Here is a 25,280-nt window from a genome sequence, read left to right as displayed (position 1 = left end):
AATTTTAGCGCGCGCCGCCCCCGGCGCAAATGGCCTTGTGGGGGCCACGACGTCGCGCCGGGCACGATGGTTAGCGCGGCTGCGGCAGCACTCGCATTGAGCTGGCTCATGGCGGCCGCGCCGGCCGCGGCCAAATCGCATCGCAGTGCGCCCGCAGCCTCCGAGCCCGCTTCGAAGCCGGCGGACATCGCCGCCAAAGTGCCGCTTCCGCAGCCGCGTCCGGCCGACGCGCCGGCGCGCGAGGCCGCCAAAGGCAAGGATGACGCGGCGCGCGGCGAGGCCGTGGCCGGCGCGAAGGAGGACGTCAAGGCGCCGCCGCCCTCGGCCTGCCGGCTGGCCTTGACCGACGAGGTCGCGATCGCGCCCTCGATTCCGCCGATCAAGGGCCCCGGCGGCTGCGGTGGCGAGGATCTGGTGCGGCTCGAGGCGGTGGTACTGCCGGACAAGCGGCGAGTGGCGCTGACGCCGGCAGCGACCATGCGCTGCCCGATGGCGACTGCGGTTGCCAATTGGGTCCGCAACGATGTGGCGCCGCTGGCCGAGCGGCTCGGCAGCGCGATCACTGCGCTCGACAATTTCGACTCGTATCAATGCCGCGGCCGCAACAATGTCGCCGGCGCTCAGCTATCCGAGCACGGCCGTGCCAATGCGCTGGACGTGCACGGCTTCAAGCTGGCGGACGGCCGCATGATCGACCTCACCGACCGCGCCCAGCCGCGCGATTTGCGCGAGGCGGTGCTGCACGCGGTGTGCACTCATTTCTCGACCGTGCTCGGTCCCGATTCGGACTGGTATCACGAGGACCACATTCATCTCGATCTGATGGAGCGGCGCAACAACTACAGGATCTGCCAATGGGACGTGCTCGATCCCCTGCCGAAGGTCGCGCCGTTGATGCCCGCCGCGCGACCTGACGATGCGCCGCCGCGCGAGACCGCGGAGGCGGGCACTGAAAGCTCCAGGAAAACCGCGAGCACTCCCGCCGAGCGCAACGGCACCAGTCGCGGCGGCTCGGAGGAGACGGGGGCCGGACCTTCGACCGCAGCGGAGAGCAACGCACCGTCAGCGAGCGAAGGGGCCGAACGGTCCGATGCGGAAGAGCCGCCTCCCGCGCAAAAACCCGCCGATGCTGCCCGCAATCGGCGCACGGCGTCAAAGTCAGCGCCTGAACAGCAAAAGCTCGGGGCTGATGCGGCAGAGGCGCGATCATCGACCGGCAAGCCGTCGGCAGGTGGTCCGCCAGCAGCTTCGGACAAAGGCAAAACCCGCGATGCAGCCGGGCGGGATCAGCGCGCACAGACGAGCCAGGGTGCGGAGCGGACATCTCCGTCGAAGCCCGCTTCGCGGAAGCGCCATCACGGTCGTCGCAGCTGGGATCCATTCCGCGGTTTGTTCTAGCGCCCAAAACAAAAGAGCGCCGGTTGCCCGGCGCTCTCGGAAAGGATGCTAAACGCGTTTCTCGGCTTTGAAATTTCGTCCGCCGTCAGGCCGATGCTTACTGCATCGCAGCGTAGGTGCCGCCGCCCTGCAGCGCCATCTGCGGCTTGTAGGGCGAGTCGCCCTTCTTCGGATCCAGCACCACGACGATGGTGCCGACCTTGACCCGGTTATAGAGATCGATCGCGTCCTCGTTGGTGAGGCGGATGCAGCCTGACGAGATCGACGCTCCGATATATTCCGGCTGGTTGGTGCCGTGAATACGGAACAGCGTGTCCTTGCCGTTCGCGTACAGGTACATCGCGCGCGAGCCCATCGGATTGTCGGGGCCAGGTGCGACGAAGGTCGGCACGCCCAGGCGCTCGATCTCGCCCTTGGTCGGATGCCAGGCCGGCCACTCGGTCATCGAGCCAACCTTGGCGATACCCGACCATGCCATCGCCTCTTCGCCGACGGTGATGCCGTAGCGGATCGCCTTGCCGCCATCGAGCACGTAATACAGATAGTGGCTGTCGGAATCGACCACGATGGAACCCGGGGCTTCCTTGCGGTGATAATCGACGATCGCGCGCCGATAAGGCTCGGCCACCGGCGTGTTGGCATAGCGGATCTTCGCGAGAAGCTCCTTGTCCTTCGGTTTGAAGGCCTGGGTGTTCGTCGCCTCATAGGTCGTGGCCTGCATGCAGCCCGACAGCATCAGGCCGGCGGCCAGGAGTCCTAGTTTCACCTTCAGCGACATGTCACCGATTCCAAATTGACAGCGGACGTTGCAATGACCAAATCGTGCCATCACAGCGCGATTCCATGCGTCCCATTATCGTCAAAATTGGTCTCAATTCCAGCCACTACACGCACAAGTCACGCTGCAGCGCCGTGATTGTTGCCTTTTTGCCGCAAAGTTCCGCTCCGTCATCCACAGCTGTGCTCCGAATGGCACGCTGGAGCGCCAACGGGGCTGAACCCAGGCCGCTTGGGCGGGTGGCGAGAAATCCGATGGACCGTATCGGCAAGCTGCGTCACAAGGCAGCAGCATCCCACCGCTAATCCGCCCGAAAATTACGTTCTGCGATTCGGAGTTTCTCGATGTTCTCGGTGTTCGTCCCGGCCGAAGCGGCGCTGAAGAAGGCGGCGATCACCGATCCCTCGGCTTTGCCGGATAACGCGGTCTGGGTCGACCTGTTCAACCCGAGCAGCGCCGAGGACCGGGCGGTCGAGAAGCTGGCGGGGATCTCGGTGCCGACGCGGGAGGACATGCAGGAGATCGAGATCTCCAGCCGTCTCTACATCGAGAACGGCGCCCGCTACATGACGGCCACGCTGATGTGTCACTCGGACAGCGATATGCCCAGGACCACGGCCGTCACCTTCATCCTGGCCGGCCACCGTCTGGTGACGGTACGCTACGACCAGCCGCGGCCGTTCGCGGTGGTCGAGGCCAAGCTCGCCCGCAGTTGCGCGCCCGGGATCACCGGCGAGATGGTGCTGATGGAATTGCTCGACGCGGTGATCGACCGCTGCGCCGACATCCTGGAGAAGGTCGGGGCCGATATCGACCAGGTCAGCCATGAGATCTTCGAGCCGAACAATGAGCGTCACGGCCACGCCAAGCAGTATTCGCAGATCCTGATCGCGATCGGCCGCAAGGGCGACCTGACCTCGAAGGTGCGCGAGAGCCTGGTGTCGATCGGACGCGTCGTCACCTTCCTGTCGGCGGTGGTCGAAGGCGTGAAGTGGTCGAAGGACATGCGCGAGCAGCTCAAGACCATGCAGCGCGACGTTGCCTCGCTGACCGACCACGCCTCCTATCTCGCAAGCAAGATCACTTTCGTGCTGGACGCGATGCTCGGTGTCGTCAATCTCGAGCAGAACAACATCATCAAGCTGTTCTCGGTCATGGCGGTGGTGCTGATGCCGCCGACCTTGATCGCATCGATCTACGGCATGAACTTCAAGATGATGCCGGAGCTCGAATGGGCGCACGGCTACCCGATGGCGCTGGTGCTGATGCTGATCTGCGCAATCGTGCCGTACTGGATCTTCAAGTGGAAGAAGTGGCTGTAGCGCGGCCGGCCTGAAATCAGCCGCATCGATCGGGCGCGATCAATCGGGTCCCGGAGTCGATTTGCGCCAGGGCTGCGGCGTCACCTAGCGCCCTCAACTAAGCCTCACTGGTGCCTTGTTGTTAGCGACCGGCGCTCGACGTGTTCGTCGGCAAAATCAGCCGAGCGCGAGGGGTATGCACGCTAAGTAACAGACACGTTGGTGTACTAAAAATTCATATTAGAGAGCCTCTCAGACCGCTGCAAAGCCGCCTCAATTCCTCAGGTAAAATTTGACGGGAACCCTGAACGTTTGATCGAAACTTCTCTGCGATAAGTCAGCTTGTGAGCATGACCAACAACGAGCGCTTCGGCGTGTGGCATGCAAGCGGAGCTTGAGGGCGCATTCATCGCGCCCAGGGTCAAGAGGCGGCAATGGTTGAGAAACGCATAACGGCATCGAACAACGTGGTCGAGCTCGCCAACTATCAGCGCAGCCGCGCCGATATCGTCGTGGTGCATGCGCTGTCGCCGCGCACCTGCCGCTACTGCGGTGCCGATCTCGACGACGACGAGCGCGAGGATGATTGCTCCAGCGCGCTCAACGTCGAATCCGCCCGCCTGCGCTGGCGCGCGGCGCAGATCCTGCGTGGCTTGGTGTGCGAAGGTTGAACCAACGTTCTCGACCCGACGGTACTTCCGTGGGGGCGACACGCGCAGCTACCCATCTGAAATCCAGCATGCCAATACGGCCACCTGAACAGCGCTCCCTCCGGGGGCGCTGTTAGTTTGTGGCGCCCGGATCGTCGGCGTCGATCTTTGCGGATGGCGTTAATCGCGCCTTGGCGCGGTCGCCCGGGACTCGTCGAGAGCGGCAAGCCGGCATGAACCAAGTCAGGGACGAGCCGGACGTCTTGGTTGCCGCTCGTTGACCAACCTCAGACGTGCTGGCCTCCATTGATGTGGATCTCGGCGCCGTTCACGTAGGAACTTGTCTCGGTGCACAGCACGTAGATGATCTTGGCGACCTCGTCGGGGGTGCCGAGCCGCTGCATCGGGATCTGCTCCTGCACGATCTTCTCGGTGCCCGGCGACAGGATCGAGGTGTCGATCTCGCCCGGGGCGATCGAGTTGACGCGCACCCCGACCCGGCCGAAATCCGATGCCATTTCACGTGTGAGTGCGGCCAATGCCGCCTTCGAGGTCGCATACGCCGCGCCGGCAAACGGATGCACGCGCGAGCCGGCGATCGAGGTCACGTTGACCACCGAGCCCTTGGCGGCCTTGAGCTCCTTGATCAGTCCGCGCGCCATCATGATCGGTGCGAAGAAGTTGACGCGAAAGACGTGATTCCAGGTGTCGAGGTCGGTGTCGACGGTGCCGAGCCGCGCGCCGCCGGTACCCTTGGGCGAGATGGCTGCGTTGTTGACCAGCGCATGCAGCTCGCCGCCGTCGATGCGCTGCTTGATCTCGGCGATCGCTCGCAGCGTGTCCTGCGGATCGGAGAGGTCGACCTGGACATGGTCCTCGGGGCCCGCGCCCCACGGGCATTCCTCCGGGAATGGGTGCCGCGAACAGGTGAGGACGCGCCAGCCGGCAGACGAGAAGCGGATCACCGTCGCGTGGCCGATGCCGCGGCTGGCGCCCGTCAGCAGCATCGTGCGCCGCGGCTGGTTGGAAGAAGTCGCCATGAACTGGGTCTCTCACGATCCCGGAGGGATCAACTTACCACAATGGTTACGTGTTCGGTGCGCGTTTGATGCGCAATGCGTCGAACGTCGTGTTCGACGCTCGCGCGAGGAGAAGCAGGGCGGTCCGCAATGGGCTTACGGATACATCCTCACCTTGGTCCACGGCTGGCCCGCGGCTTCGCGCCGGAATTCGATGCGATCATGCAGGCGGAACGGCCGGTCGTGCCAGAACTCCATGCCGATGGGCGTGATCCGCCAGCCGCTCCAGCCCGGCGGCCGCGGCACCTCGCCGAGGATGTATTGCGCGGCGACCTTGGCGATCGCCTGCTCGAAGGCGAAGCGGCTCTCCAGCGGCTGCGACTGCTTGCTGGCCCAGGCCCCGAGCTGCGCCTGCTTCGGCCGGGTCGCGAAATAGGCGTCGGCTTCTTCGTCGGTCACCGGCGTCACGAGGCCGCGGATGCGGACCTGGCGGCGCAGCGACTTCCAGTGAAACAGCAGGGCGGCCTTGGGATTGGCAGCGAGCTCGCGGCCCTTCTGGCTGGCCTGGTGGCTATAGAACACGAAGCCGTCTTCGTCGTAGCCCTTCATCAGCACCATGCGCACGTCAGGCAGTCCGCTGTCGTCGACCGTCGCCAGCGCCATCGCATTCGGATCGTTGGGCTCGCTCTTGCTGGCCTCCGCAAACCAGGCGGCAAACAGCGCAAACGGCTCGCCGGCCTGGGTAAAATCAGCCGATGTACCGGATGTTAAGGTTGTCTGGTGTTTGATGCTCGTGGGGTCGGTCATGTGTATGGGGAGTCCGAGTTTTGCGTTCACCCGCGGCCAGGCGCGCGCAAGTCCATTCTGGTCCGGTCCTATATAGGGCATCGGTCCGGCTTGGCCTATCCGCGATCGGTCATGCCGGCACCGCTTTGACACTCATTCTAATCGGCCTGTCCGGTGGCGGCTGCAGCCTGTCGCGCCCCGAATCGGCCTACGCCAAGATGGATGATGCAGAGATTACCGGATCGATCAGCCCGCCGCCCGAGCGCGAGCCGACCGAAGGCGATCTCGCCTTTGCCCGCAATGCGGCGTCGGACGTGTTGACCAAGGGCAGCAAGGATTCCAGCCAGCCCTGGCAGAATCCGCAGACCGGCGCGCGGGGCTCGGTGACGCCGATCGCCAAATCCTACACGGCCGACAACGGCCGCACTTGCCGGGATTTCCTGGCAAGCTACGTCAATGGCAAGACCGAGCGCTGGCTGCAGGGCTCGGCGTGCCGGATCGAGCGTGGACGCTGGGACATCCACACGCTCAAACCCTGGCAGCAAAGCTAGCCGGGACCTCTGGAACCCGTTGCAAAAATACAACGGACTCCCCAGATGAAATGCGAAGCGGGCGGGAAGCCCGTAGGTTAGTATAACTGACTTTCTGTAAGGAGACGTGACGGATGCGCGACCCCTATGAGGTCTTGGGGGTGCCGCGAAGCGCCAGCGCTGCGGCCATCAAGAGCGCCTATCGCAAGCTCGCCAAGAAGCACCATCCCGACAGCAACAAGGATGACCCGAAGGCATCGGCGCAGTTCGCCGAGATCAATTCGGCCAATGAGATCCTGGGCGACGAGGAGAAGCGCAAGCAGTTCGATCGCGGGGAGATCGATGCTGACGGCAAGCCGCGCTTCCAGGGCTTCCCTGGCGGCGGCGGCGCCGGTCGAGGCGGGCCGGGGGGCTTCGAGAATTATACCTTCCGCAGTGGCGGCGGGCCTGGCGGCGGCTTCGGCGGCGGCGGCTTCGAGGATATCCTGAACAGCATGTTCGGCGGCGCCCAGCGCGGCGCGCGGGCCGGCGGCGGCAGCCCGTTCGAGTTCGATCCCGGCGGCGTCGGGGTCGATCTCGATCTGAAGGTGGCGATGGCGGTGACGCTCGAGGAGTCCGTCAAGGGCGGCGAGAAGCGCGTGCGTCTGCCGTCGGGCAAGGAGCTCAACGTCAAGGTTCCGGCCGGCGTCACCGCCGGCCAGCAGATCCGGCTCAAGGGGCAGGGCGAGAGCGCACCCGGGCACCGGCCGGGTGACCTGCTGATCACGATCCAGATCGCGCCCCATCCGTTCTTCAAGGTCGAGGGCAGCGATCTCAAGCTGGACCTGCCGATCGCGCTCTATGAGGCCGTGCTGGGCGCCAAGGTGCGCGCCCCGACGCTGGGGAGCGCTGTCGAGCTGTCGATCCCGAAGAACACCTCCAGCGGCCGCACCTTCCGGCTGAAGGGCAAAGGCCTGCCGAAGAGCGACGGCTCCACGGGGGACCTGTTCGTCACCACCCGGATCGTGCTGCCCGACGGCAACGACGCCGACCTCGAGGCGTTGATGACCAAATGGCGCGACCGCCATCCCTACAATCCGCGCAGCAGCCTCTCGTAAGGCTGTGCATTCGGGACCGTCAGGTGAAAATCTGAGAGAAAAAAGTGCGGCCTCGAGAGGGGGACCAGCGCGGTACAAAACCCCAATCGAGGCCGCTTCCGTGTCGATCGGCGGATCGAACACTGCTCATTTTTTCGTGAACATTTGGCGCGATATTGAGACGCGTCGGTGACCTGATTCCAGATTTCCAGTGACGGAATTGCGGCGCAGGCTTTCGTTTATCCGCAGCGCCAGAGAGGCCGGTCATGCTGCCGTCTCGTCCGTGGTCTGCAGCCCGCCGGCAAGCCGTTCAGATCATATCGGGAATCGTGACGGAGTATCCGACGGGCAAGATCTTCGGATGTCCCGTCGCTAGCCGCCCGTCCGTTCGGACTGGTCATAAACAAGGCGGGCAACCTGGTTAAGGCGCGTGCGGTCGCTGCTGCCGGCGACGACGTAGCTGACGCCGCGCTCTGCCCAGGACAGCGCGGCGGTATTTCCCTGGGCGGTATAGCGCATCTCGGCCGCCTCGATTCCGATCTTGGTCGCATAGACGGTGAAGCGCTCGCCAGAGGTGCTCTCATACATCAGGAAGGAGGCCGGGCCGGTCGGTCCCGGCAGCAGGCGGCCGCCGACGAGCTTCAGTCCGGTGGTCTCCAGCTCGGGCGCCTGCACGGTGCGGCCGCAGCGCCGCGTCAGCCATTGCTGCAGATGGGCCTTCTCGTTCCCGGGGACCTCGACCGGATGGCGGACCTCGACGACATACAGCCGGTGGGCATCGAGCGCGTCGCCGGCGAGGTTCTGCAGCAGCGCGGGCGACGATGCCGCGCCATGCGCGATCCAGCCGACTCCGCCGCCGAGGGCGAAGGCGGCGACACTTGCGGCCATCGCGCCGAGGATCCAGCGTCGCGGCCGGCGATCCAGCTGGTCGAGATCCAGGCGCGGCGGCACCGGCTCGTTGGCGACGGCATCGTAGCGGGCATGCAGCGCCTCGGCCATGCTGCGCCAGGATTGCACCCGTTCGGCGTCCGCCGGATGCGCCGCGAGCCAGTGCTCGACGTCGCTGCGGCGCTCGGCCGGCAGCTCGTTGTCGACATAGGCGTGCAGCTCGTCTTCGGTGACGGGAATGGTCGGGTCGGTCATCATCTGGATCTCGTTGCAGTCGAACGTCCGCGCCGGGGCGCGGCCGCAGCGGCCTTGGTCAAGCGAACCCGGTAGCGCGGCTTTTGTGCGGTGGATCGCACGGTCATTTCACCCTCCTCAGCGCCGGCCGCTCGCCCTCGAGCGCGGCGCGGACATGCGCACGTGCCCGGGCGAGGCGCGACATCACGGTGCCGATCGGCACCCCCTGGATGTCGGCCACTTCGCGATAGCTCATGCCTTCGAGCACGACGAGGAGCAGCACGGCGCGCTGCTCCTCGACCAGTGTGGCGAGCGCGCGCTCGATGTCGCGGCTCTCGGCCTCGGTGCCGCTGGCGTCGGGATTGTCATCCTGGAGCGGCATGAAGTGCGGTCGCCGCGCCAGCGAGCGTCGGCGGTTCTTGTTCAGATTGGTCAGGATCGTGTACAGCCAGCTCCTGATGTCCCCGCCCAGGAACAGCCGCTCCGATCGCAGCGCGCGCACCAGGGTGTCCTGGACCAGATCGTCGGCGGCATCCATGTCGCGCGCCAACGCCCGGGCATAGCGGCGCAGTGCTGGAATCATGGCCTCGACGCTCTGCCGGAACGCGCTCATCTCGTCTCCTGCGGCCAGGCTTTGCTGTGATCAAGACGTGGGCCGCAACCGCGCCTTGCGTAGACCATAACCCCGTGATGACAGGACTATTCCGACCCGGCAAGCCGGCCCGGGAGTTTGCCACAGAGCGGGCGGAATGGGGCTGTACCGGGCCAGACCGGTGGTGTACGTCCAGTCCTCAGAGCATGAGGCGTTTCCACGGAAACGCATCATGCCCGTCTCCTTGTTTGAGCATGATCTTTCGGAAACCGGTTTCCACTTTTCCGGATCATGCTCTAATAATCAGTTCGATGGGAAGCCGCATGGCGCAGATTTCAGGTTTGATGCAGGGCAAGCGCGGGGTCGTTCTCGGCGTGGCCAACAATCGCTCGATCGCCTGGGGCATTGCGAAAGCCGCGCGCGCGGCCGGTGCGGAGATCGCACTGACCTACCAGGGCGACGCGCTCAAGAAGCGGGTCGAGCCGCTCGCCGCTGAGCTTGGCGGCCTCGTGCTCGGCCATTGCGACGTGACCGATCCCGCCACCATCGACGCCGTGTTCGACGTGCTGAAGGAGAAGTGGGGCAAGATCGATTTCGTCGTGCATGCTATAGCCTTCTCCGACAAGGACCAGCTCGATGGCCGCTACATCGAGACCACGCAGGACAATTTCTCCAAGAGCATGCTGATCAGCTGCTACTCGCTGACCGCGATCGCGCAGCGCGCCGAGAAATTGATGACCGACGGCGGCTCGATCATCACGCTGACCTATTACGGCGCCGAGAAGTGGATGCCGCACTACAATGTGATGGGCGTTGCCAAGGCGGCGCTGGAGGCCAGCGTGCGCTACCTCGCCGCCGATCTCGGCGAGAAGAACATCCGCGTCAACGCGATCTCGGCAGGTCCCATCAAGACGCTGGCGGCCTCCGGCATCGGCGACTTCCGCTATATCCTGAAGTGGAACGAGTACAACGCGCCGCTGCGCCGGACCGTGACCATCGACGAGGTCGGCGACAGCGCGCTTTATCTGTTGTCCGACATGTCGCGCGGCGTCACCGGCGAGGTGCATCACGTCGATTCCGGCTATCACGTCGTCGGCATGAAGCGGCCGGAGGCGCCCGACATCTCGCTCAGCAATTCCGTTGGCGCCAAGGACTAGCGTATCGCCTGCAATGCCCCGGCCCACGATCTACTACATCCGCCACGGCGAGACGGAATGGAATGCGCTCGGAAGGCTTCAGGGCACGCAGGACATTCCGCTGAATGCGCTCGGCCGCGTGCAGGCAGTCCAGGCGGGCAACATCCTGGCCGAGCTCGTCGCGCGCAACGGTCGTGACGCGGCACGCCTGCCTTACGTCGCGAGCCCGCTCAGCCGCGCCCGCGCGACGATGGAGCTGGTGCGCGAGACCCTGAGCCTGCCAGCGGACGGCTACGCTCTCGATGCCCGGCTGCGCGAGATCGGCTATGGCAAATGGGAGGGGGCGACGCTGCCGGAAATGCAGGCGGCCGATCCCGCCTTCTATGCCAAGCGGCTGACCGACAAATGGTCGCTGGCGCCGGAGGGCGGCGAGACCTACGCCGATGTGGAGTCCCGCGTGCGTGACTGGTACGATGAGCTCACGGACGATATCGTCGCGGTCGCCCATGGCGGCACGGCGCGGGCGCTGATGGTTGCTCTCGGCTTCGAGACGCCGAACCGCGCCGTCGACCTGCCGATCCAGCAGGGCGCTGTCTATGTGTTCGGCGAGAACGGGTTCGAGAAGTTCAGTTAGTCTATTCCCCGTCATTCCGGGGCGCCTCGTGAGAGGCGAACCCGGAATCTCGAGATTCCGGGTCTGGTCCTGCGGACCATCCCGGAATGACGGCTTTCCATCGGTAGATCGCTCATGTCCTTCAACACCTTCGGCCACATGTTCCGTGTCACAACCTTCGGCGAGAGCCATGGCGTGGCCATCGGCTGCGTGGTCGACGGCTGCCCGCCACGGATTCCGCTGGAGGCGGCGGAGATCCAGGTCGATCTCGATCGTCGCCGTCCCGGCCAGTCGCGCTTCACCACCCAGCGCCAGGAGCCGGACCAGGTGAAGATTCTCTCCGGCGTGATGGCCGATCCCGATACCGGCGTGCAGGTCACCACGGGCACGCCGATCGCGCTCCTGATCGAGAACACCGACCAGCGCTCCAAGGACTATTCCGAGATCAAGGACAAGTTTCGGCCCGGCCACGCCGACTTCACCTATGAAGCCAAATATGGCCTCCGCGATTATCGCGGCGGCGGCCGCTCCTCGGCGCGCGAGACCGCCACGCGCGTCGCGGCCGGCGCCATCGCGCGCAAGGTCCTGCCGGATGTGAAGGTGCGCGGCGCGCTGGTGCAGATGGGGCCGCACAAGATCGACCGCGGCAACTGGGACTGGGACGAGATCGCGCGCAACCCGTTCTTCTGCCCCGACAAGGACAAGGCGGCGTTCTTCGAGGATTATCTCGACGGCATCAGGAAGTCCGGCTCCTCGATCGGCGCCGTGCTCGAGATCATAGCCGAGGGCGTGCCGGCAGGGCTCGGCGCGCCGCTGTACGGCAAGCTCGATGCGGACCTCGCCGCGGCGATGATGAGCATCAACGCCGTGAAGGGCGTCGAGATCGGCGCGGGCTTCGGCGCGGCCGAACTGACCGGCGAGCAGAATGCCGACGAGATGCGCTCGGCCAATGACGGCACGCGCTTCCTCTCCAACAATGCCGGCGGCATCCTCGGCGGCATCGCCACCGGACAGCCGATCGTGCTGCGCTTCGCGGTCAAGCCGACCTCGTCGATCCTGACGCCGCGCCAGACGGTCGACCGCGCCGGCCACGAGACCGAGATCCTGACCAAGGGCCGTCACGATCCCTGCGTCGGCATCCGCGCGGTTCCCGTCGGCGAGGCAATGATGGCCTGCGTGCTCGCCGATCACCTGCTGCGCCATCGCGGCCAGGTCGGTTAGCGGCAGACGGGCGTACGTCTGTTTGCCGTTGTCACGCTGCTCGCTTAATGTCGGCCCATGGACATTTCCAAGCTGCGGGACATCAAGGACTGGCTGGTCGACGGCGCGCGTTCCGCGGCGACGCCGAGCCAGATGATGTCCGAATGCTGCGATCGGCTGCTCAGGCTCGGCGTGCCGTTGTGGCGCGTCGGCGTGTTCGTCCGCACCCTTCATCCTGATATCGCCGGCCGCAGCTTCATCTGGCGCCAAGGCGCCGAGGTCGAGATGGGCACGGTCGATTTCGGCTTCGAGAGCACGCCGGCCTACACGGATAGTCCGCTCGCGCTCGTGTTCGAGCATGGCGGGGAGTTCAGGGCCGATCCTCGCAGTCCGGAGGCCGAGCGCTTTCCGATCCTGATGGATCTGCGCGCCGAAGGTGTGACCGACTATCTCACCTTGCCGATGACCTTCATCGACCGCGCGGTCCATGCGTCGAGCTGGACCACCAAATCTCCAGGAGGCTTCACCGACGAGCAGCTGAATGCGATCCGGTCGCTGATGCCGGCGCTGGCCCGCTACACCGAGATCATCACGCTCCGGCGCACGGCATCGATGCTGCTCGACACCTATGTCGGCAACAGCGCCGGAGAGCGCATCCTCGGCGGCCAGATCCGCCGCGGCCACACCGACACGCTGGATGCGGCGATCTGGCTGTCGGATCTGCGCGGCTTCACGCCGTTGTCGGACCGGCTGCCGGCCGAAGACGTGGTCGAGATCCTCAACCAGTATTTCGACTGCCAGGTTGATCCGATCCGGGAGCAGGGCGGCGAGGTGCTGAAGTTCATGGGCGACGGCCTGCTCGCGGTGTTTCCAATTCGCGAGCAGGACGGTGACCCGACCGAGGTCTGCGGCCGCGTGCTCACAGCGGCGCGCGCGTCGCGGGCCCGCGTCGACGCGCTGGAATACGCCGTGCGCGACAACGGGGAGCGCTTTCGCTTCGGCGTCGCGCTGCATGTCGGACGATTGCTCTATGGCAATATCGGCGGCGGCAACCGGCTCGACTTCACCTGCATCGGTCCGGCCGTCAATCTCGCCGCGCGGCTGGAGAAGATGGCGGCGCGGCTGAAGCGCACGGTGGTCGCTTCCGAAGCCTTTGCCGCCGCCTGTCCCGAGCCCTGGACCGATCTCGGCGAATTTCCGATCGCGGGCCTCGCGAAGGAGCAACGTGTGTTCGGGCTCCGCGAGGAGGAGAGTTAGTTCTCGGCTGAGTTCTTCGGCCTAGTCTTCGGGTTCGGTAGTGAACAGCAGGGGGTAGCCCTTGGCGCGGCCGGCGTCGGTCGCGCGCGTGGCCTTGGTCTCCGCGACGTCCTTTGTGAAGACGGCCACCACGCAGACGCCCAGCTTGTGGGCCGTGATCATGACCTTGTAGGCTTGGTCCTCGGTCATGCCGAATTCCGCCTTCAGGATCATTACGACGAAGTCGCGCGGCGTGAAGTCGTCGTTGACGAGCAGCACCTTGTAGAGCCGCGGGCGCTCGACCTTGGTACGGACCTTCGTCTTCGGCTTGGTGACGGTATCGTTCATGCAGGGCGCGCCCGTGTGTTCCTGATGCGGCGGACACGCCACAATACAGCCTTCGGCCACTCCGGGAAACCACGGGCTGAAGCCCCGTGCGAAGATCGCTCGGCGTGGCCATCGATTGAGCTGACCAACACAGCTAACTGGAAAGTGAATGGAGCCGCCTGTTCGCGCTTTGCTCTCCGCCGATTGCATGTCACCATCATCCGACGCGATTGGAGGGCAGCTCATGCGCTGGTGGATCTCGATCGGGATGGTGTGTCTGGCGGGCGTCTTGGCCGGCGACGTCGCCACCGTCGTGGCAGCGCCCAGGGCCCAGCTGGCACAGCAGCCGAGCGAGAAGGAGACCTCCGTCGACGTCGAGCTGATCCTCGCCGTCGATGTGTCCTACTCGATGGACCTGGACGAGCTCGCGATCCAGCGCGAGGGCTACGCGCAGGCGCTGAGCTCGCGCGAATTCCTGCAGGCGCTGAAGAATGGACTCCATGGCCGCATCGCCGTGACCTATTTCGAATGGGCCGCCTCGAGCGACCAGAAGATCATCATTCCCTGGCGCCTGATCGACGGACCGGAAAGTGCCGACGCCGTCGCTGCCGAGATCCTGAAGACACCGATCCGCCGGGCATCGCGCACCTCGATATCCGGAGCGATCTACTTCGCGATGCCGCTGTTCGACGAGAACCCGTATCGTGGCCTGCGCCGCGTCATCGACATCTCCGGCGACGGGCCGAACAACAACGGCCCCTCGCCGGTGACGATCGCGCGCGACGAGGCCGTCAACAAGGGCATCACCATCAACGGCCTGCCGATCATGGTCAAGGAGCCGTCCTATTCGACCATGGATATCGAGAACCTCGACCTCTACTACAGGGATTGCGTGACCGGCGGCCGCGGTTCGTTCGTCGTGACGATCAAGAGCCGCGAAGAGTTCAAGGAAGCCATTCGCACCAAGCTGCTCATGGAGGTCGCCGGACACACGCCGCCGCCGCGTTTCGTGCCGGTCGCCGACGATCCCAGCAAGGAGCCGCGTGTGTCCTGCACGATCGGCGAGAAGATCTGGCAGGATCGCTGGGGGCGTTGAGCTGAAGATCGGGCAACGCCGTCGTCACCACCGTGCGTGATGATGAATCGACTGTCGCGCGCATTCCCGGCCTCGCGAAGCCCGGTACGGGCGCTCGCCACCACCGCTTCCCGCGCATCATGTCGCGCGCTTCGTCTGCGCGCTTACGTGTCGCGCAGCGCATTCCGAAGTTTCAGGTCGTGATCGAAGGCAATGGATCGGGTGTGGAAAACGGTGCGCCAGCAACCGATCCGACGTGCCTGTTGCGGCAAAACCACACTCAGCCCGAAAACCAGGAGTTGCAGGCCGCCAACATTCACTTTGCCACCGTGCTGCCGCGATTGGGCCGCGACCATGAAGGGGTTGAGGCGGAGGCGCACAGAACATGCGTATCATCGACCGGACAGCACGTCGCGGACACCACACTTCGCTCCCTTCATCGCTGCGCTCTGGAACGGCGGGATCTGCCCGCCGGCTGGTGCGGGCGGCTTTGGTCTTAGCGGCAGCCGCCTCGCTGGCGGGCTGTGCGCAGTCATCGGCGGTGCGGCAGGCGCGATTGACCTCGCCGACGAAGCAGGCCGACATCGGCTTCCGGCCGCCTGTGCAACGCGTGGAGCGGGCGCCGGACTCGGTCGTCCGCGTGCGCCACGCCGAGCTCAGCCCGCCCGCGACGCGCTCCGCGTCGTCAGGTCTCGCCAGCTACTATTCCGAAGGACAGAAGACCGCGAGCGGCGAGCGGTTCGACCCTTCTGAGCTGACGGCGGCGCATCGCAGCCTGCCATTCGGCACCCGCCTGCAGGTCACCAACGTGAAGACCGGCCGCTCGGTGGTGGTCCGCGTCAACGACCGCGGCCCCTTCGTCGGGGGACGCGTAGTCGACGTGTCCTACTCGGCGGCGCAGGCGCTCGGCATGGTGAACACCGGCGTCGCGCAGGTGAAGGTCGATGTGGTGAGGTAGGGCTCGCGCGCTGGACTTAGCACCGCAGCACTGACGCTTTGCTGCTGCGCAGAGTAGGCCGAGATCTTTCGGCGAGCTCGGTGCACCTCGCCCCGCTTGCGGGGAGAGGTCGGATTGCATCGAAGATGCAATCCGGGTGAGGGGGTACAGGTCTATCCACGCACACACACGGTGCGTTTGCCCCTGCTGACACTTCCCGTGCGGCTGCCCCTCACCCCAACCCTCTCCCCGTAAGAACGGGGAGAGGGAGCGCAGCGTCTTGGGTGCACCAGCTTGCGTCAAACTACCAGAGCCTCGGACGCACCTACCAAGGGTGGAGGGTGAGACTTGGCGCGGCCGCAGGCTCTGTAACTAATTAGTCCAGCCTCACCGAACCAGCCGCGCCACCAGCTCGACATGCGGCGTATGCCGGAATTGGTCGACGGGCACCACGGTCTCGAGCTTGTAGCCGCCGTCGAGCAGCATGCGGATATCGCGCGCGAACGTCGTGACGTTACACGACACCGCGACAATCACCGGCACCTTGCTGGCTGCGAGCTGTTTGGCCTGGGCCTGTGCGCCTTGGCGCGGCGGGTCGAACACGACGGCGTCGATCTCGCGCAATTCCGGCGGCATCAGCGGACGGCGAAACAGGTCGCGCGTCTCGGCCTTGATCGGCTTGAGGCCGGGCGTACCCGCCGCCTTCTGCAGCGCTGCGATCGAGCCCGTGTCATTGTCCATGGCGGTGACGCGTGCGCGCGTGGCGAGCCGCAGCGCGAACGGGCCGACGCCGCAGAACAGGTCGGCGACGTGCTTGGCCTTGCCCGTGCGCTCCATCACCAGCTGCGCCAGCGTCTCCTCGCCTTGCACGGTGGCCTGCAGGAACGAGCCGGGCGGCAAGGTCACCTGCGCCGTGCCCATCGTGACCACGGGCGCATCGCGCATCAGCACCAGCTCGCCATGGCGGGTCAGCCGCGCCAGGCGATGCTGCTCGGCGAGGCGGGACAAGGCGGCGATGCGTGGCGGCGGCAGCGGCCCGGAGCCGCGGATGTCGACGTCGAGGCCGTTGCTGGTCGCGGTCGCCTGAATGTCGAGCGGCTTGCCGGTCGGCTTCAGCGCCTCCGCCAGCGCCCATGCGGCCTCCAGCGCACCGTCGAGGCCGGGATCGAGGATCGGGCATCGGTCGATCGGGACGATGTCGTGGCTGTTGGCTGCCGAGAATCCGACCCTGAGAATGTCATGGGTGCCCATGCGGGCGTGGAAGGTCGCGCGGCGGCGGCCGGTGCCGTGGGCATCGATCAGCGGAGCCAGCTCGCACTCGATCCTGGCGGCGCGCAGCGTCTCGATGACGATGTTGCGCTTCCAGGCCTGGTAGTGCGCCGGCTGCCAATGCTGGATCGCGCAGCCGCCGCAGACGCCGAAATGCGGACAGAACGGCGCGATCCGCTCACGGCTCGCCGTCTCCACCGCGAGCAGCTTGCGGCGGTCGGGATGGCCGGGAATGGCGGCGGTTTCGACGGTCTCGCCCGCCAGCGTGTAGGGCACGTAGAGCGCTTCGCCAGATGCCAGCGAGACGCCGTCGCCGCGATGGCCGACATGGTCGATGATCAGACGTTCAACCATGGCGGCGCGCTCCCAGGAAGAATTCGGCGTTGCCGTCGCCGCCCTTGATCGATGACGGAAAGATCTCGACGTCGCTGCAGCCGAGCGAGGCCGCAAAGACGGCGATGTCGGCACAGACGGCCTCATGCACGGCCGTGTCCTTGATAATGCCGCCCTTGCCGTGCGCGCCCTTGGCCTCGAATTGCGGCTTGACCAGCGCCAGCAGGCTCATCGGCGATGCCGCCAGCGACAATGCAACGGGCAGCACCTGTTTCAGCGAGATGAAGCTGCAGTCGATCACGACGATGTCAGGCCGCTGCGGCAGGCGCTTGCCGTCATAGCTGCGGATATCGGTCTGCTCCATCGAGACGATCTTCGGATGATCGCGCAGCGATGGGTGCAACTGATCACGGCCGACATCGACCGCGAACACCACGGCCGCGCCATTCGCCAGCAGCACCTCGGTGAAGCCGCCGGTGGAGGCGCCGACATCGAGGCACACGTGGTCTTCGACCTCGATGCCGTAGTGCTCCAGCGCCGCCGCAAGCTTCACGCCCCCGCGCGAGACCCAGGGATGCGCTGGCTCGGCCTGCAGCACGGCGTCGGCCGGAATGCCTTCCGAAGCCTTCGCGACGAGCTTGTCGTTGGCGAACACCAGGCCAGCCTCGATCGCCGCCTGCGCCCGCGCACGGCTCTCGAACAGGCCGCGTTCGACCAGGAGGACATCAGCGCGTTTGCGGGGAGGGGACATGTGTTGCGGCGTGATGAGTTGTCATGGGTTGTGAAGGTCGTACGCCAAATTCGGTGTCGTCCCGGGCAAGCACCGGCGCGCGAAGCGCGCCGGTGCTTGCCCGGGACCCATAACCACAGGACGTAGTTTGTAGGAAGATGGTAACTCCGAGTCTGCCCAACACAACGTCCTGTGGTTATGGGTCCCTGCGTTCGCAGGGACGACATTTGAGTTTGTGGCCAGGATGGTGCGTCGACGCGCGATGCGTAGGCTGGGCAAAGGCGCGTGCACCGGTGGTTCCGCAAGGTCGTATCGCAATTGACGCGCCGTGCCCACCATGTCGATGATGAACACGCGGATGAGACGGTGGGCACGCGTCGCCTGTCGGCGTCGCTTTGCACACCCTACGATTCCGCGCCCAGCCGCTCCGCCGCGAGCTTCACGCAAATCTCGAACGCCGCCAGATCGTGCCAGACATCCTTCGGCCGCTCGCGCGGCAGCACCAGCGGATGGCCGTGCAGCTCGAGCGCGTGGATCATCATCAGATTGTCGGGCAGGCTGAAATCCTCGACCGTCAGGCCCTCGGCATCGACCAGGCGTCCGTCTCGCTCGGCCACCGACGTGAAGCGCCGCACGCGATCGGCATAGAGCGTGGGATCGTTGCAATAGCCGAGGCAGAGCTTGCTGCGGCCGGCCATGTAGCCGAGTTCGTAGACGGTGCCTGCATCGGCCCCGGGGCCGCGAAACGGGGTGAGATTGGCGATGATGGCATCGGCATCGTCCATCATCATCTCGTTGCCGCGGAAGATCACGCGCGAGGCATCGGAGGCGGCGAGGTCGACGTCATTGTCCAGGGGATAGAGGCCGGTCAGGCCGTGGCGCGCGCAGATCGCGACCTTGCGCCGGCCGATCTCAAGAGCATCCGGCAGGAACACGTCAGGACCTGCCAGATAAATCTTCATGGTTCACCGGTGACGGCCTGGCCAGGCCCGCCTCAGGCGAGCTTGACCACCTCAGCCTTGTAGTCCTTGCCGAGCGCCTCGAACACCTTGCGGACGATGCCCTTGGCGTCGAGCCCGGCGCGCGCGTACATCGCCGCCGGCGTATCGTGATCCTGGAACTCGTCCGGCAGCACCATCGAGCGCATCTTCAGGCCGCCGTCGAGCATGCCCTGGTCGGCGAGGTACTGCATGACATGGGAGCCGAAGCCGCCGATCGAGCCTTCCTCGATCGTGATCAGGATGTCGTGCTCGCGGGCAAGCTTCATCACCAGCTCCTCGTCGAGCGGCTTCATGAAGCGCGCATCGGCGATCGAGGCGGACAGGCCGTGCGCGGCGAGCTCGTCGGCCGCCTTCTCGCACTCGGCAAGACGGGTGCCGAACGAGAGCAACGCGACCTGCTTGCCCTGGCGGATCATGCGGCCCTTGCCGATCGGCAAGGCGACGCCGAATTCCGGCATCTCGACGCCGCGGCCTTCGCCGCGCGGATAGCGCACCGCGCTCGGCTTGTCGTTGATCGCGACCTGGGTCGCCACCATGTGCACCAGCTCGGCCTCGTCGGACGCCGCCATGATCACCATGTTCGGCAGGCAGCCGAGATAGGCGTTGTCGAACGAGCCGGCGTGGGTGGCGCCGTCGGCACCGACCAGGCCGGCGCGGTCGATCGCGAAGCGCACCGGCAGGCTCTGGATCGCGACGTCATGCACGATCTGGTCGTAGCCGCGCTGCAGGAAGGTCGAGTAGATCGCGCAGAACGGCTTGTAGCCTTCGCTGGCAAGACCGGCGGCGAAGGTCACCGCATGCTGCTCGGCGATGCCGACGTCGAAGGTGCGCTTCGGGAACGCCTTGGCGAAGATGTCGATGCCGGTGCCGGACGGCATCGCGGCGGTGATGCCAACGATCTTGTCGTCCTTCTCGGCTTCCTTGACCAGGCTCTGGCCGAACACGTTCTGATAGGCGGGCGCGTTCGGCTTGGCCTTGGCCTGGGTGCCGGTGGCGATGTCGAACTTGGCCACGGCGTGATATTTGTCGGCCGCGGCTTCCGCCGGCGAGTAGCCCTTTCCCTTCTGGGTCACGACGTGGACCAGGATCGGGCCGGTCTCCATGTCGCGCACGTTCTTCAGCACCGGGAGCAGATGGTCGAGGTTATGGCCGTCGATCGGGCCGACATAATAGAAGCCGAGCTCCTCGAACAGCGTGCCGCCGTCCATCATGAAGCCGCGCGAATATTCCTCGACGCGGCTGGCGCGGTTGGCGATCACCTTCGGCAGATGCTGGCCGAGCTGCTTCGCGGCATCGCGCAGGGTGCGGTAGGTCTTGCCGGAGTACAGACGCGACAGATAGGCCGACATCGCGCCGACCGGCGGGGCGATCGACATGTCGTTGTCGTTGAGGATCACGATCAGGCGGGAGTTCATCGCGCCGGCATTGTTCATGGCCTCGTACGCCATGCCGGCGGACATCGCGCCGTCGCCGATCACTGCGATCACGTTGTTCTTGCCGCCCGCGAGGTCACGGGCGACGGCCATGCCGAGGCCGGCGGAAATCGAGGTGGAGGAGTGCGCGGCGCCAAACGGATCGTAGTCGCTCTCGGTGCGCTTGGTGAAGCCGGAGAGGCCGCCGCCGGTGCGGAGTGTCCGGATGCGGTCGCGGCGACCGGTCAGGATCTTGTGCGGATAGGCCTGGTGGCCGACGTCCCAGATCAGGCGATCGCGGGGCGTGTCGAACACGTAGTGGATCGCGGTGGTCAGCTCGACCACGCCGAGACCCGCGCCAAAGTGGCCGCCGGTCACCGAGACCGCGTCGATGGTCTCCTGGCGCAGTTCGTCGGCGACCTGCCGGACCTGCTCGACCTTCAGCCGGCGCAGATCTTCCGGAGTCTTGATGGTGTCGAGAAGCGGCGTCTTACTAAATGTGGTCACGGTGACATTCCAATTTTGCAGGTCGGTTTCAAGGGCCGACGTCAGAGAGGTTCATCGTAACGTGCGGCGAAACCCGATACCTTGAAGGGCACATCCGCGCGGATCGAAGCCGCAGACCAGAACTTAGCCGGGTTTCGGATCGATCTATGTGATGTAAGTCACTCTTGGCGGCCTTGTCGTCCTCGTTTGTCGCGAACGGTCGCCAATTCGTTCAGCCAAGTCAGTTTCGCTTGCCGTTGCAGGCGTTTAGTTCCAGGCTTGGGAAGGGATTGGACGCCCCCAAAAGCCCACAGTTCCAAGAAGCTCTACACCAAAGCGCGTCTTAAAGCCAACCCGGCGCGAGATGGCAAGCCCCGCAAACGGGGGCTCGGCCATCAGGCTTAACCTTCGAGGCGGGCCTGCGGTTCCTTCCCGGTGCTCAATTCATCGGCAGCCGTACCCCCGGAAAGACCCGGAAACTCCAGCTCCTTCGAGGCTTTCTGCCGCGGCGCAAGATCCGATCCGCGGGCGATTGCACACGCGGGCGCGGGATGAGCCATGCGTTCGCGTGAGGGGATGCCTCCGCAGACGATCATGAAGAAGTCATAGGCGTGCGGCCGCTGGTTGGCCATGACGTGCTGAGAGCGGGCGATGAAGGCCTACCGGCGGAACGTGCTGTAATGCTCGGGCCGAATGATCTCACCGAAGCAGATCGGCACGAAGCCCTGGCAGCGCATTGGCGACCTCGGTGGTTCCCGGACGCGCACGGGATATTCGATCCCCGGGGGGCTTCAAGCAACGAGGTTAACGGACCTCACCGCCGAGACCGCAAACACCCGATTGTATCGGGTCGAAATCCTCTTCGGGGCACCCGAGCAGCCTGGTCGTTGACTCAAAGGGGGGCAATGCACCGAATTTCGGCTGGCTTGCATGGTTGGCAGGCGGTCTTATCCCGCGGTCCATCCGCGCAACAGGTTTGAAAATAAACTTCGGCTGTGTGCCGGAGAGCAGGGGTGGGCCCGGGTCCTCGCAATGAAGCGCGCCATCTGGCGGCTCTCGAACCAGGAGTCCGGCGTGGCCGAGGGTCCTGCTAGGCGGGTTCGCAGGCAGCCTTGGCTATTGCACGTCGAGCGGCGCGGTCCCGGTCGCGCGGCCGCTGGCGTCGGTGGTGATCTTCTCGACCCGGGCTTCGGCCTGGCGCAGCAGCTCCTCGCAGCGCCGCTTCAGCGCCTCGCCGCGTTCATAGATCGCCACCGACTCCTCGAGCGGCACCTTGCCGTCCTCAAGCCGCTTCACGATCGATTCCAGCTCCTCGATCGCGCGCTCGAACGACAGCTTCTTGACGTCGGTTACGGTGTTGTCCGCCATGCGGGTTCCCTGCAGATCACTGAACTCCGGGGCCGTGCTTTTACACCCCGCTCACGGCCCTGTCAGGCCCTGCCGGGGTCGCATCGGCCGGAACCTGGGGATCACGCCCCGGTCAGCGCCGCAACATGGGCCGATACGGATTCTTTAAGTCCTTGAAGGTCATAGCCGCCTTCCAGCACGGAGACAACGCGGCCGCCAGCGGTTTTGTCGGCGAGATCCATCAGCTTCCGGGTCACCCAGCCGAAATCTTCCGCGCGCAGGTTCAGCGACGCCAGCGGATCGCGATAATGGGCGTCGAAGCCGGCCGAGATGATCACGAGCTCGGGGCTGAACTTGGTCAGCTGCGGCAGGATGAGGTTCTCGAACGCCGAGCGGAACTCCAGGCTGCCGTCCTCGGAGGCCAGCGGCGCATTGACGATGGTGTCGTGCTCGCCGCGCTCGCCGCGGGCGCCGGTGCCCGGAAACAGCGGCATCTGGTGGGTCGAGCAGTACATCACGCTCTTGTCGGCCCAGAAGATGTCCTGGGTGCCGTTGCCGTGGTGGACGTCGAAATCGACGATGGCGGCGCGCTCGATGCCGAAGGTGCGCTGGGCATAGCGGGCCGCGATCGCGACGTTGTCGAAGAAGCAGAAGCCCATCGGCTTCGCGATCTCGGCATGGTGACCGGGCGGGCGCACGGCGACGAAGGCGTTCTTGTGCCGCCCGGACATGACGGACTCGGTCGCGGCCACGGCGCCGCCGACGCCGCGCATCACGGCTTCCCAGGTGCCGGGCGACATCGAGGTGTCGCCGTCGAGATAGATGATGCCCGAGGTCGGAGCCATCTGGCGCAATTCGGTGACGTAGTGCTCGTTGTGGCAGAGCAGGGCCAGCTCGATGTCGGCCTCGGGAGCCTCGTCGCGGTCGAGCAGAACGAAGCGTTCCTCGGTCAGTGCTTCCTCGACGGCGCGCAAGCGATCGGCGCGCTCGGGGTGTCCCGAGGGCGTGGCGTGATCGAGGCAGGCTTCATGAGAGAGATACAGCGTCGACATCAGGGCTCTGCCACTCGCGCGTTACGGGAGTGCCCAATCTATGCGCTGAACGCAGCCTCGGAAAGAGCCCTGACCGGGATATGACCGGTTTCCCGGCCATTCCGGGGTCTCATGGCGCCTTGTTGAGGATGCGGCCGCGCGGCGGCGGGGCCAGCGGGCTGTTGGACTTCAGATATGCAAACAGCGCTTCGTCGTCATAGGGACCGACGATGGGATCGCGGCCGGTCTTGAACGCGGTGAAGCCGTCGCCGCCGAGCGCGAGATAGTTGTTGATGGTCACGCGATAGGACGCGGCCGGATCGATCGTCTTGCCGTTCAGCGTCATGGTCACGGGATCGATGCGTGCGCCGGCGGGCTGTTTCGCATCGAAGGCATAGGCGAAGCCATCGGAGACCTGCAGGATGCGTGGCCGCGCCGGATCGAGCCATTGCTGCTCCAGCGCCGCCTTGATCTCGGCGCCCGTCAAGGTCACGGTCACCAGCTGGTTGCGGAACGGCTGGCTCGCGAACACGTCGGCGTAGGTGACGGCGCCGTCATCGCGACGGGCGAGATCGGTGCGGATGCCGCCGGGATTGGTCAGCGCGATCACCGCGCCGCCCTTGGCGGCGGCTGACGTGGCTGCGAGCTGGGCATCGCCGATGACGTCGCCGAGCACGCTCTCGCCGGACATGTTGGGCATGCGCGACAACACCTGCGTGATGGTGCCGGCGGGCTGGTTGGCGATCGGCGCGGCGAGCTTCTCATACGCGTCGATCAGCGCGGTCTGCGCCGGGTCCTTCGGCAGTGTGGCGTCGACCACGATGTTGGTCGCGGTGGCGCTGATCACGTCGCGCGTCGAGCGGTCGAGCTTGACGTCGATCGCGGTCACCAGCGTGCCGAACTTGTCGCCGGAGGTGACGAGCCGCTTGTCGATGGTGCAAACATAGGCCTGATGGGTGTGGCCGGAGATCACGATGTCGACCGCGCTGTCGAGATCCTTGACGATGTCGACGATCGGGCCTGAGAGGCCGGGGCATTCGTTCATGCCACCGGACGGCCAGCCGCCCTCGTGGATCAACACGACGATTGCCTGCACGCCCTTGGCCTTAAGCTCCGGGATCAGCGCGTTGACGCTCTCGGCCTCGTTGCGGAAGTCGAGCCCGGCCGCGCTCGCCGGCGAGATGATGCCCGCGGTCCCCTTCAACGTCAGCCCGATGAAGGCGACCGGGATGTCCTCGAAGGTGCGGATTTCGTAGGACGGAAACACCGTCTTGTCGGTGCCGGCGAGGAAGGTCGAGGCGGCGAGATAGTGGAAGGTGGCGCCGGTGAAAGGTTGCGGGCCGCGGCAGCCATCGGTCGGATGGCAGCCGCCGTTCTGCATCCGCAGCAGCTCCTCCTTGCCCTCGTCGAACTCGTGATTGCCGACCGCCGACAATGCGAGCCCCATCTGCGACATCGATTCGATGGTCGGCTCGTCGTGGAACATCGCCGACAGGAATGGGCTGGCGCCGATCAGGTCGCCGGCGGCGACGAAGATCGTGTTGGGCTGGCCGTCGGCGAGCAGCTTGACCAGGCTTGCCATCTGCGCGGCGCCGCCGGCAGGGACCACGGTGCTCTTGGTCGGATCGGCGGGATCGGTGACGCGGATGCCCGATGCCGGCGGTTTCAGATTGCCGTGGAAGTCGTTGATGGCGAGGATGCGCAACGACACCGGCTCGTCCTCGGCGTGAACGGGCAGGGCGGCGAGACACACTGCCGTGAGACCGGCGAAAAGACAGGCGACGGCGATGCGGCTGAGGCGGCTCATGGCAGGGTCACGTTTGATGCAGGGCGGCGAGACGAAGCCCGATTGCCTCGCCATCGTCGCGATGACATAAGATCACTTCATAACAACA

The 25,280-nt window shown here is 65.6% G+C and carries 26 protein-coding genes; 12 read left to right on the top strand and 14 right to left on the bottom strand.

Annotated features, from left to right (window positions below):
• The first annotated feature begins 108 nt into the window (after positions 1 to 108).
• Positions 109 to 1,398 (top strand): extensin family protein, encoded by a 1,290-nt coding sequence (locus S58_RS26390; RefSeq protein ID WP_015668453.1) that lies wholly within the window; start codon positions 109 to 111, stop codon positions 1,396 to 1,398.
• Positions 1,399 to 1,495: 97 nt separating this feature from the next.
• On the opposite strand, the gene S58_RS26385 is transcribed toward S58_RS26390, so the two are convergent.
• Positions 1,496 to 2,176, bottom strand: a complete 681-nt coding sequence (locus S58_RS26385) for a L,D-transpeptidase (protein ID WP_015668452.1) — start codon at positions 2,174 to 2,176, stop codon at positions 1,496 to 1,498.
• 344 nt (positions 2,177 to 2,520) lie between these two features.
• On the opposite strand from S58_RS26385, the gene S58_RS26380 reads away from it, so the two are divergent.
• Both S58_RS26380 and S58_RS26375 read left to right on the top strand, forming a co-directional pair.
• The gene (locus S58_RS26380; RefSeq protein WP_015668451.1) at positions 2,521 to 3,498 is read left to right on the top strand and encodes a magnesium transporter CorA family protein; all 978 of its coding nucleotides are present in this window, start codon (positions 2,521 to 2,523) and stop codon (positions 3,496 to 3,498) included.
• Positions 3,499 to 3,911: 413 nt separating this feature from the next.
• Positions 3,912 to 4,148, top strand: coding sequence for a hypothetical protein (locus tag S58_RS26375; RefSeq protein ID WP_015668450.1), 237 nt, complete (start codon positions 3,912 to 3,914; stop codon positions 4,146 to 4,148).
• A 266-nt stretch (positions 4,149 to 4,414) separates the two neighbouring features.
• Here S58_RS26375 and S58_RS26370 read toward each other — a convergent pair whose 3' ends face one another.
• Positions 4,415 to 5,167, bottom strand: coding sequence for an SDR family NAD(P)-dependent oxidoreductase (locus tag S58_RS26370; protein ID WP_015668449.1), 753 nt, complete (start codon positions 5,165 to 5,167; stop codon positions 4,415 to 4,417).
• Between the two features lie 135 nt (positions 5,168 to 5,302).
• Positions 5,303 to 5,953: a pyridoxamine 5'-phosphate oxidase gene (pdxH, locus tag S58_RS26365; RefSeq protein ID WP_015668448.1), complete on the bottom strand. Its 651-nt coding sequence runs from the start codon at positions 5,951 to 5,953 to the stop codon at positions 5,303 to 5,305.
• A gap of 125 nt (positions 5,954 to 6,078) precedes the next feature.
• Between pdxH and S58_RS26360 the strand changes: the two genes are divergently transcribed.
• Together S58_RS26360 and S58_RS26355 are read left to right on the top strand one after the other, a co-directional pair.
• A complete protein-coding gene (locus S58_RS26360) occupies positions 6,079 to 6,483 on the top strand; it encodes an RT0821/Lpp0805 family surface protein (protein WP_015668447.1) in 405 nt (134 codons plus the stop codon).
• A gap of 113 nt (positions 6,484 to 6,596) precedes the next feature.
• Positions 6,597 to 7,559, top strand: a complete 963-nt coding sequence (locus S58_RS26355; protein ID WP_015668446.1) for a DnaJ C-terminal domain-containing protein — start codon at positions 6,597 to 6,599, stop codon at positions 7,557 to 7,559.
• 351 nt (positions 7,560 to 7,910) lie between these two features.
• On the opposite strand, the gene S58_RS26350 is transcribed toward S58_RS26355, so the two are convergent.
• Positions 7,911 to 8,684, bottom strand: coding sequence for an anti-sigma factor family protein (locus S58_RS26350; RefSeq protein WP_015668445.1), 774 nt, complete (start codon positions 8,682 to 8,684; stop codon positions 7,911 to 7,913).
• A 100-nt stretch (positions 8,685 to 8,784) separates the two neighbouring features.
• Positions 8,785 to 9,273, bottom strand: a complete 489-nt coding sequence (locus S58_RS26345) for a sigma-70 family RNA polymerase sigma factor (RefSeq protein WP_015668444.1) — start codon at positions 9,271 to 9,273, stop codon at positions 8,785 to 8,787.
• Positions 9,274 to 9,575: 302 nt separating this feature from the next.
• Between S58_RS26345 and fabI the strand changes: the two genes are divergently transcribed.
• The 4 genes from fabI (at position 9,576) to S58_RS26325 (ending at position 13,458) form a co-directional block, all read left to right on the top strand.
• Positions 9,576 to 10,409: an enoyl-ACP reductase FabI gene (gene fabI / locus S58_RS26340; RefSeq protein ID WP_035644487.1), complete on the top strand. Its 834-nt coding sequence runs from the start codon at positions 9,576 to 9,578 to the stop codon at positions 10,407 to 10,409.
• 13 nt (positions 10,410 to 10,422) lie between these two features.
• Complete coding sequence (locus S58_RS26335; RefSeq protein WP_015668442.1) at positions 10,423 to 11,022, top strand: histidine phosphatase family protein; 600 nt, start codon at positions 10,423 to 10,425, stop codon at positions 11,020 to 11,022.
• Positions 11,023 to 11,136: 114 nt separating this feature from the next.
• Positions 11,137 to 12,222: a chorismate synthase gene (aroC, locus tag S58_RS26330; RefSeq protein WP_015668441.1), complete on the top strand. Its 1,086-nt coding sequence runs from the start codon at positions 11,137 to 11,139 to the stop codon at positions 12,220 to 12,222.
• 57 nt (positions 12,223 to 12,279) lie between these two features.
• The gene (locus S58_RS26325) at positions 12,280 to 13,458 is read left to right on the top strand and encodes an adenylate/guanylate cyclase domain-containing protein (RefSeq protein ID WP_015668440.1); all 1,179 of its coding nucleotides are present in this window, start codon (positions 12,280 to 12,282) and stop codon (positions 13,456 to 13,458) included.
• Between the two features lie 21 nt (positions 13,459 to 13,479).
• On the opposite strand, the gene clpS is transcribed toward S58_RS26325, so the two are convergent.
• Positions 13,480 to 13,785 (bottom strand): ATP-dependent Clp protease adapter ClpS, encoded by a 306-nt coding sequence (gene clpS / locus S58_RS26320; protein ID WP_015668439.1) that lies wholly within the window; start codon positions 13,783 to 13,785, stop codon positions 13,480 to 13,482.
• A gap of 223 nt (positions 13,786 to 14,008) precedes the next feature.
• Here clpS and S58_RS26315 point away from each other — a divergent pair, with 223 nt between their 5' ends.
• The 3 genes from S58_RS26315 to S58_RS26310 are packed head-to-tail and all read left to right on the top strand — an operon-like array spanning position 14,009 to position 15,797.
• Positions 14,009 to 14,860 carry a DUF1194 domain-containing protein gene (locus S58_RS26315; RefSeq protein WP_015668438.1) on the top strand — a complete coding sequence of 284 codons (852 nt, stop codon included), beginning with the start codon at positions 14,009 to 14,011 and terminating at the stop codon, positions 14,858 to 14,860.
• 32 nt (positions 14,861 to 14,892) lie between these two features.
• Positions 14,893 to 15,339: a hypothetical protein gene (locus S58_RS38315; protein ID WP_162472346.1), complete on the top strand. Its 447-nt coding sequence runs from the start codon at positions 14,893 to 14,895 to the stop codon at positions 15,337 to 15,339.
• Positions 15,225 to 15,797, top strand: a complete 573-nt coding sequence (locus S58_RS26310; RefSeq protein WP_042340228.1) for a septal ring lytic transglycosylase RlpA family protein — start codon at positions 15,225 to 15,227, stop codon at positions 15,795 to 15,797. The genes S58_RS38315 and S58_RS26310 overlap by 115 nt, the downstream gene beginning before the upstream one ends.
• Positions 15,798 to 16,163: 366 nt before the next feature.
• On the opposite strand, the gene S58_RS26305 is transcribed toward S58_RS26310, so the two are convergent.
• The 8 genes from S58_RS26305 to S58_RS26270 all read right to left on the bottom strand — a co-directional run bounded on the left by S58_RS26305 (position 16,164) and on the right by S58_RS26270 (position 25,192).
• Entirely contained in the window at positions 16,164 to 17,399 is a 1,236-nt protein-coding gene (locus S58_RS26305; protein WP_015668435.1) for a class I SAM-dependent RNA methyltransferase, read from the bottom strand.
• Positions 17,392 to 18,129 (bottom strand): TlyA family RNA methyltransferase, encoded by a 738-nt coding sequence (locus S58_RS26300; RefSeq protein WP_015668434.1) that lies wholly within the window; start codon positions 18,127 to 18,129, stop codon positions 17,392 to 17,394. Before S58_RS26300 ends, S58_RS26305 begins: the two co-directional genes overlap by 8 nt.
• A 383-nt stretch (positions 18,130 to 18,512) precedes the next feature.
• Positions 18,513 to 19,070, bottom strand: a complete 558-nt coding sequence (locus S58_RS26295) for a nucleoside 2-deoxyribosyltransferase (RefSeq protein WP_015668433.1) — start codon at positions 19,068 to 19,070, stop codon at positions 18,513 to 18,515.
• Between the two features lie 32 nt (positions 19,071 to 19,102).
• Positions 19,103 to 21,028, bottom strand: coding sequence for a 1-deoxy-D-xylulose-5-phosphate synthase (gene dxs / locus S58_RS26290; protein ID WP_015668432.1), 1,926 nt, complete (start codon positions 21,026 to 21,028; stop codon positions 19,103 to 19,105).
• A 380-nt stretch (positions 21,029 to 21,408) separates the two neighbouring features.
• On the bottom strand, positions 21,409 to 21,639 hold the full coding sequence (locus tag S58_RS26285) for a hypothetical protein (RefSeq protein ID WP_015668431.1): 231 nt from the start codon (positions 21,637 to 21,639) through the stop codon (positions 21,409 to 21,411).
• Positions 21,640 to 22,123: 484 nt separating this feature from the next.
• Complete coding sequence (locus tag S58_RS26280; RefSeq protein WP_015668430.1) at positions 22,124 to 22,375, bottom strand: exodeoxyribonuclease VII small subunit; 252 nt, start codon at positions 22,373 to 22,375, stop codon at positions 22,124 to 22,126.
• Positions 22,376 to 22,476: 101 nt separating this feature from the next.
• Positions 22,477 to 23,406, bottom strand: coding sequence for a histone deacetylase family protein (locus S58_RS26275; protein ID WP_015668429.1), 930 nt, complete (start codon positions 23,404 to 23,406; stop codon positions 22,477 to 22,479).
• 109 nt (positions 23,407 to 23,515) lie between these two features.
• A complete protein-coding gene (locus S58_RS26270; protein ID WP_015668428.1) occupies positions 23,516 to 25,192 on the bottom strand; it encodes a bifunctional metallophosphatase/5'-nucleotidase in 1,677 nt (558 codons plus the stop codon).
• Positions 25,193 to 25,280: the final 88 nt, after the last annotated feature.

The organism is Bradyrhizobium oligotrophicum S58 (assembly GCF_000344805.1).
Lineage (GTDB): Bacteria > Pseudomonadota > Alphaproteobacteria > Rhizobiales > Xanthobacteraceae > Bradyrhizobium > Bradyrhizobium oligotrophicum.
The sequence above is the reverse complement of the archived record's forward strand: the minus strand, read 5'-3'. Positions and strand labels throughout refer to the sequence as shown.